Annotated in this window: 2 pseudogenes; both read left to right on the top strand. The window is 67.6% G+C overall.

The features are described from left to right. Positions 1 to 671 (top strand): annotated as a pseudogene (locus ACFVU9_RS45455) (hypothetical protein); the annotation flags it as partial. A 113-nt stretch (positions 672 to 784) separates the two neighbouring features. Then, positions 785 to 1,451: pseudogene (locus tag ACFVU9_RS45450) on the top strand (hypothetical protein); the annotation flags it as partial.

Here is a 1,451-nt window from a genome sequence, read left to right as displayed (position 1 = left end):
ACGACTACAACCTCAACGCCGGCCCCTGGCACGGCTGGGAATCCCTCGACACCAACAAGAAGTTCACCACCGGCACCCCCGCCGCCCTCTACAACCCCGACACCCAGACCGCCGAAGTCTTCGCCACCGACGACAAGGGCATCATCGCCCACAACTACTCCACCGGCGGCAACGCATACACCGGCTGGACCGCCCTCGGCGACTCCTACCGCTTCGCCTCCAACCCGGCAGTGGTCTACAACCCGGTGAACAAGGTCACCGAGGTCTTCGCCACCGGCAGTGCCGACGGCGTCATCTCCCACCAGTACCTGTTCAACGGCGGTACGTGGAGCGGCTGGAGCTCCCTCGGTGACGCGTGGAGGTTCAGCAGCAGCCCCGCGGCCGTGTACAACGCCACCACCAACGCCATCGAACTGTTCGCCATCGGCACCGACGGCGTGCTGAACCACGACTACAACCTCAACGCCGGCCCGTGGCAGGGCTGGGAGTCGCTCAACACGAACTGGTCGTTCACCGGCGTCCCCTCCGCCGTCTACGAGTCCGACAACCACGCCGCCGAGGTCTTCGCCATCGGCAGCTCCGACGGCCGGATCTCCAAGGCCTACACCGCCGACGGCCAGCCCATCGGCCCCTGGTACACCCTCGGCACCACACCGTTCAAGACCAGCTGAGCACTGCTCACCCGCCGGTTCCGGCCGCCTTCGGCCGGAACCGGCCGTCTGCCTGCCCACCTGGCCGACCACCCTGCCCAACCGTCGTTGCCCACTCCAGGAGTCAGACCACCGTGATCCGCCGCCTCCCACACCGTCTGTCCGCTCTCGCCCTCTCCGCCGTCGCGATCACCGGCACGATGACGGTCGGCTCCGCACCGGCCCACGCCCAAGCGAACCGCTCCTGCGGACCGGTGACCAGCGCCGACGCCGCCATCGGCGCACAGCTGAATCAGATACTCACCAGCAGCATGGCCCATGACATGGGCGACTACCACGTCTCGTGCGCACGGGCCATCGTCAACACCGTCCGGAACCTCGGCCTCCCGGACCGGGCCGCCGTCATCGCCGTGACCACCGCCATCGTCGAGAGCAGGCTGGAGAACAATCCGAACGTCCTGGACGCCACCAGTGTCGGACTGTTCCAGCAGCAGGAGTGGTGGGGAACGACCGAACAGCGGCTCGACCCGGTCTGGTCGACCACCGCCTTCATCAACGAGATGCTGCGGACCTACCCCAACAACGCCTGGCAGTCCCAGGAGATCGGCACCGTCTGCCAGGGCGTACAGCGGTCAGCCTTCCCGGGTCGCTACCAGCCACAGGCATCCGACGCCCAGAAGATCGTCGACGCGATCACCGGCAGCCGGGTGCCGGCCTCGTCGTTGGTGTCGGGCCGGGTCGCGACGGTGTACAACCCGGACACGAAGACCTCCGAGGCGTTCGCCATCGACACCGCCGGCA

Source organism: Kitasatospora sp. NPDC057936, from assembly GCF_042887525.1.
Lineage (GTDB): Bacteria > Actinomycetota > Actinomycetes > Streptomycetales > Streptomycetaceae > Kitasatospora.
This window is presented reverse-complemented; position numbering and strand designations above follow the sequence as displayed.